We start from the raw sequence: 6,110 nt of genomic DNA on the forward strand, positions 1-6,110 counted from the left end.
TGGGGGATGAAAGAGTCTGTGGTGGTCATCCCGACCTATAATGAAATAGAGAATATTGAAGCCATTATCCAAAAAGTTTTCTCACTGCCACACCCTTTCCATGTTCTCATTGTAGACGATAATTCACCTGACGGCACCGCCCAGGCCGTGATGCGTTTGCAGGCCCACTACCCAGACCGTCTGTTCCTGGAGCAGCGCAAAGGCAAGCTTGGGCTGGGTACCGCCTACATTCATGGGTTCAAGTACGCGCTAAAGGAAGGCTACCAGTACATCTTTGAGATGGACGCCGATTTTTCCCATAACCCCAATGATCTTATTGCCCTTCACCAGGCATGCTCGGTAGAAGGCTTTGATATGGCCATTGGCAGCCGCTACAGCAGCGGCGTAAACGTGGTGAACTGGCCCATGAGCCGCGTGCTGCTCTCCTACTTTGCCAGCCGCTATGTACGGTTGATTACGGGCATGCCCATTCATGATGCCACCGCCGGTTTCAAATGCTACACCAGACAGGTTCTGGAAACCATCAAGCTAAACAAAATCCGGTTCATTGGCTATGCCTTCCAGATAGAGATGAAATTCCTGACCTATAAATATGGGTTCAAGATAAAAGAGGTGCCCATTATCTTCACAGACAGAACCAAAGGACAGTCTAAGATGAGCAAAGGCATTATCAGGGAGGCTTTTCTGGGGGTTATCCAGATGAAACTAGACAGCTATTTCAGGTACTTCACTAGATAGTCTACCCTTCTCTTTTTAGTCCGTTTTAAGCCTGTTTTTAGAAAAACAGGCTTAAAACGGAAATATGACCATAGGCTCCCTTATGGTTTTGCAGTTGTTTCGCCGTATCTTTCCCCCTTATGGCAGGGTAATTACCCCATACAGAGGCTGGGAAGAGGGGAAAACTAGGGCGCTTTCGCCGAAATCTTTAACTTTTACAGACATTGAAAACTGATATCATTTTCTGGGTAGCCTTCAACGCCTTTGTATTGGTATTGCTGGTGCTTGACCTTTTTGTGTTTCACCGCAAAACACATGTGGTTAAAATAAAGGAAGCCTTATTCTGGAGTGCCTTCTGGATTCTGCTTTCTCTTGGATTCAACGTTTTGATCTATTTTTGGGAAGGCAGCGGCCCTGCCCTGGAGTTCCTCACGGCCTACCTGATTGAGAAGTCCTTGAGCGTAGACAACCTGTTTGTGTTCATCCTGATTTTCAATTACTTCCAGGTACCAGCCAAGTACCAGCATAAAATCCTTTTCTGGGGCGTTTTGGGGGCTTTATTTTTCCGGGGCGTCTTTATCCTGGTAGGGGTTACGTTGCTGGCCAAGTTCCATTTCATTATTTACATTCTGGGCGCATTCTTGGTGTTTACCGGTATTAAAATGGCTACCTCCGCCGGCGGGGATGACATTGACCCTGATGCTAACCCCGTGGTGAAATTCATAAGCCGGTACATGCCAGTCACCAACAGGCACTATGAAGACAAGTTCTTTGTAAAGATTGACAAGACGCTTTTCGCTACCCCGTTGTTTCTGGTCTTGATCATGGTGGAGACCACAGACATTGTCTTTGCCGCAGATTCTATCCCCGCTATTCTGGCCATTTCCAAAGACCCGTTCATTGTGTACACCTCCAACGTGTTTGCCTTGTTGGGCTTGCGGGCGCTTTATTTCGCCCTGGCGGGTATCATGCAGCTGTTCCATTACCTGCATTATGGTTTGTCGCTTATACTGGTCTTCATTGGCGCCAAGCTCATGCTGTCAGATTTCATCCATATCAACATGCTGATTGCCCTGGGGGTGGTGGCCTTTATCTTGGTAGCCTCTGTGGTGCTTTCCCTGCTGTTCCCTAAAAAAGATGCCCCGCAGGTGCCACTCATCAACCAGGAAGAGGAACCTGAGAACTAAGTAACATACTTCTGTTTTAAGCCTGTTTTCAGGAAAACAGGCTTAAAACAGGTATTTAACTACTATCTCATTTCTGCCTTTTGTAAAGAGCCTCCAGATTTTCCCTTAGGCAAAGCTTTCCCTAAACAGAATCGGCCCGTGTTATGGTAACACGGGCCGATTCTGTTTAGGGAATAATAAACGCTTCTTAGAAATCCAGTAAATCTATGGGGGCTAGCTGCAAGGTGTCCATGATCTGAGTGGTGTCTGGTTTGGCGATGATAAAGTTTCCTGCCCTGCCACTCAGGTTCAAATAGGGAGCCACGTTGTTATGGTCATTTGAGCTGATTAGACCCCGCTTGTACATGAGCCCTGAAATTAGCTTGAAGAAGTACCTTGGGTAGGCTCTAAGGTCACCATACTGGTCAAAATAGGTTCTGTACTGCTTGGGCTTGGGTACTATGCTGGCCAGGAACAGACATTCATTAATGTTTAACTGGTTAGGCACCTTTGAGAAATAGAATCTGGCTGCCTCCTTCACCCCATACACATTGGGTCCCCACTCAATAATGTTGAGGTAAACCTCAAACATGCGTTGCTTGGTGGTAATCTTTTCATTCTCTAGAATCCAGACAATGAGTGCTTCCTCCACCTTTCTGGTTATAGTTTTCTTCCTGGTCAGGAACGCATTTTTAACCAACTGCATAGAGACCGTGCTTCCGCCCCGCACAAAAGATTTCTCTTTGATATTGGTAATCAGGGAATGGCGGAATGCCCCTTCATGGAACCCTTTGTGCGTCATGAACCTGGGGTCTTCAGCGGTTAAGATGGCATACTTCAGGTAATTAGGTATTTGGTTGTATGGCGTAAAGTCTGGGTTGGAAGGCCCTACCATAAAGGTTCTGGCTACTTTGCCGTTCTCATATACCGTATGGGTAAACTCAGTGTTCAGCTTTCTTAAATCTACGGGGCCGTACTGCGTGATATTGAAATCTGGGGAAGCATCCAGGTCAGATTCAAATTTCAGGCTGTCTACCTGCGCCATGTCTACGTAGAAATTCATGCGGTACTTAAAGCTTCCGGTTGCTTTCATACCCTGGAAGGTGTCAAACAAGCCGGGTGGCATGGACTCAAACAAGTCGTTGGCAGGTATTTCAGGGGAGTCTATCTTAATGCCTATTTTACGGTTTGGCCTGGTTTCATACGTGGCCTGCGGATGGAACACGGCTTTATTAATGCGTACCTCTGAGCCTTGGCCTAAGGAATAAAAATGATCGCCAAGCGTGATGACATATTTGAGAGCACCATCTTTAACCGTCACATCTTCATCGGCAATCTTAGGGTGGTTCAATACCAATCCATGGGCGCTGGACTCTCCCTTGATGGTTAATTGGTTATTCTTAAAAACTTTGTCTGTGATACTAAGGCTGAGGGTATCAAACCGCACGGTGGCCCCAAACTTCTGTTGGATATAAGGGACTTCTATTCGGCCCGATTTCCCGTCACCGTACATCTTAGCTGAAAGCAAGTACTTATTAGGGTTAATGACTCCGCGCACGAACATATTGTTGGTGACAGAATCTGTGGTAATGGTCATACGGCCATCAATCTGCCCGTCTTCCATTACTAGATCAGGTAACAACATTTTAATAGTTCGGCCATCATTTTTAAACAGGACCCCTAGGTTCCGGAAATTCACCCCGTCTGGCACATTCTCAAAAGCAGTCTCAATTAATTGATTTAGCAGAGTACCGTAATTAGACCTTTTCGCTGAGGAATCTACGGCAGCGCCTGTAGGCTTTTTCCTATAGAGAAAGGAATAGTTGTCTACGCTATCTTGTTTAATAGCCGTGATGTTGCCGTTGGCCACGTTAAATTGCTTGAAGACCAATCTACCCAAGAACAGAGACCTGAAACTCACCGTAGCCTGCACGGTATCTACCTGCATGAGTTGGGGCTGATTATTAGGAAGGAAGGATATATCTGTCACCAGGACGGTATTAAGATCCAGAAACTGGGCGCGGCCTATATGTAATTTGGCCGGATATTTATTCTCTACTTTTTGGATAACCTTTTTAACAGCAAACTGCAGGAGCCGCTCGCGGTTAAGTAGGAATATGGTAAATGAAATAGCGAGTAAACCAAAAAACACCCCTGCTCCAATAATGAGCTTCTTTCTATTTCTGGCAAAAAAATCTGTGAATTTAGACAAAGTACTAAGTTACCGTTAGTTGTATTGGGCGTTCAACTATCAAGTATTGCGCCAATCTGCAAAACTAATGCAATACATGATACATCAAAACCCTGTGGTAGTGCAACTGAATAAATACGGAAAGTATTGTGTAAGGTTAGCTACAGCCAATGTCTTTAAATGCCTCCTGCCCTTTTACTTTAGAGGTTCTCCTACTACCTTTATACCTGTCGTTAAAATTTCAACCATGAATTTATCTGCCCTTACTGCCATCTCTCCTATTGACGGTCGATATAGATCACAAGTAGAAGAGTTAGCCCCTTACTTTTCTGAATTTGCGTTAATCAAGTACCGACTGCTGGTAGAGGTAGAATACTTCATATCGCTTTGTGAGCTTCCTCTTCCCCAACTGAAAGAATTTGATAAAGCCTTATTCCCAGCCATGCGAAAGGTGTATGAGAATTTCTCATTGGAAGATGCCCAGAAAATAAAGGAAACAGAGAAGGTCACTAACCATGATGTAAAAGCTGTTGAGTATTTCCTCAAAGACCAACTGGAAGCATTAGGCGTTGGCGAAATGAAGGAGTTCATCCATTTCGGGCTAACCTCACAAGACATCAATAACACTGCCATTCCTTTATCCTTACAGGAAGCGATCAAAACCTTTTACCTTCCAGGATTACATAGCCTACTAGATTCCTTATCTGTTTTAGCCGACTCCTGGAAAAATATACCTATGCTCGCGCATACCCATGGACAACCTGCCTCACCTACCAAGTTAGGTAAAGAAATACAGGTATTTGTAGAGCGTTTAGAACAACAATTGTTTTTACTAAATCAGATTCCGTTTACGGGTAAATTTGGCGGAGCCACCGGTAATTTTAATGCCCATTATGTGGCCTACCCTTCTATTGATTGGGTAACATTTGGAAATGACTTTTTAAGGGATAAACTCCAATTGAAAAGAAGCCAAGTGACTACCCAAATAGAACATTATGACCATTTAGCAGCCCTTTTTGATAACATCAAAAGGATAAACACTATTCTAATAGACTTCTCCAGAGATATCTGGCAGTATATCTCCATGGGCTACTTTAAGCAGAAAATAAAAGCAGGTGAAATTGGGTCTTCAGCAATGCCACATAAGGTGAACCCCATTGACTTTGAAAATGCCGAAGGAAACCTAAGCATGGCAAATGCGATATTCGCTTTCCTTTCAGAAAAGCTACCCATCTCCAGACTGCAAAGAGACCTTACTGACTCTACCGTTCTAAGGAATATTGGGGTTCCTGTCTCCCATACGTTAATTGCCCTTAAGTCATTGCAAAAGGGAATTAATAAGCTTCAGCTAAATGAAGAGGCAATTAAACACGACCTGGAGGAAAACTGGGCCGTGGTAGCTGAGGCAATCCAAACAGTATTAAGAAGAGAGGGTTATCCTGCCCCCTATGAAGCTTTAAAAGGTTTGACTAGGACTAATGAAAAAATAACAGAACAGTCCATTCAAAATTTTATAGAAACCTTAGAAGTAGTTGATAGTGTTAAGAATGAATTAAAGAAGATCACACCTTTTACCTTTACAGGAATAACTCTTTATTAGAATGAACACTCTATAAACAAGAAGACCTGGCTATTAGGATAGCCAGGTCTTCTTGTTTATAGAGTGTTATTATTATTTAATTGTATAGTTGAAATGGTGAAGCGCTCGAAGTGTTATAGCTATTTTATTTAAGTGGACGTCCAACAAAATGAAAGTATATGGACCTAAATCTCAATTTCAAGCTTCCTTTTATTAGTCCGCTCTTATAAAGGTTAGATTATAAAAAAACCTTACTTAGTTAACTAGAGGGGAAGCCATAAGGTAATAGTTATCCCCTCTCCCTTGCCCTCTCGCTTCCTCCCGAACGAGGGAAGGCCCCGTTCCATTGCTGGGCGGGGCCTTCGTTGTTGGGGGTTGGCGGCTACCTACTCTCCCGCGTGTGACCGCAGTACCATCGGCTCGGCGGGGCTTAACTTCTCTGTTCGGAATGGGAAGA

4 protein-coding genes and 1 rRNA gene are annotated in these 6,110 nt (G+C 44.1%); 3 read left to right on the forward strand and 2 right to left on the reverse strand.

What is annotated here, in order from left to right:
* Positions 1–6 precede the first annotated feature (6 nt).
* Positions 7–738 carry a polyprenol monophosphomannose synthase gene (locus ACYVJQ_RS13330; RefSeq protein ID WP_460893577.1) on the forward strand — a complete coding sequence of 244 codons (732 nt, stop codon included), beginning with the start codon at positions 7–9 and terminating at the stop codon, positions 736–738.
* 203 nt (positions 739–941) lie between these two features.
* Positions 942–1,904: a TerC family protein gene (locus tag ACYVJQ_RS13335; RefSeq protein WP_460893578.1), complete on the forward strand. Its 963-nt coding sequence runs from the start codon at positions 942–944 to the stop codon at positions 1,902–1,904.
* A gap of 187 nt (positions 1,905–2,091) precedes the next feature.
* Here ACYVJQ_RS13335 and ACYVJQ_RS13340 read toward each other — a convergent pair whose 3' ends face one another.
* Positions 2,092–4,095, reverse strand: a complete 2,004-nt coding sequence (locus ACYVJQ_RS13340) for a transglycosylase domain-containing protein (RefSeq protein WP_460893579.1) — start codon at positions 4,093–4,095, stop codon at positions 2,092–2,094.
* A gap of 226 nt (positions 4,096–4,321) precedes the next feature.
* Between ACYVJQ_RS13340 and purB the strand changes: the two genes are divergently transcribed.
* The gene (gene purB, locus ACYVJQ_RS13345) at positions 4,322–5,674 is read left to right on the forward strand and encodes an adenylosuccinate lyase (RefSeq protein ID WP_460893598.1); all 1,353 of its coding nucleotides are present in this window, start codon (positions 4,322–4,324) and stop codon (positions 5,672–5,674) included.
* Positions 5,675–6,026: 352 nt separating this feature from the next.
* Here purB and rrf read toward each other — a convergent pair.
* Positions 6,027–6,110: ribosomal RNA gene (gene rrf, locus ACYVJQ_RS13350) — 5S ribosomal RNA — on the reverse strand; the annotation flags it as partial.

This window comes from Rufibacter soli, assembly GCF_054781795.1.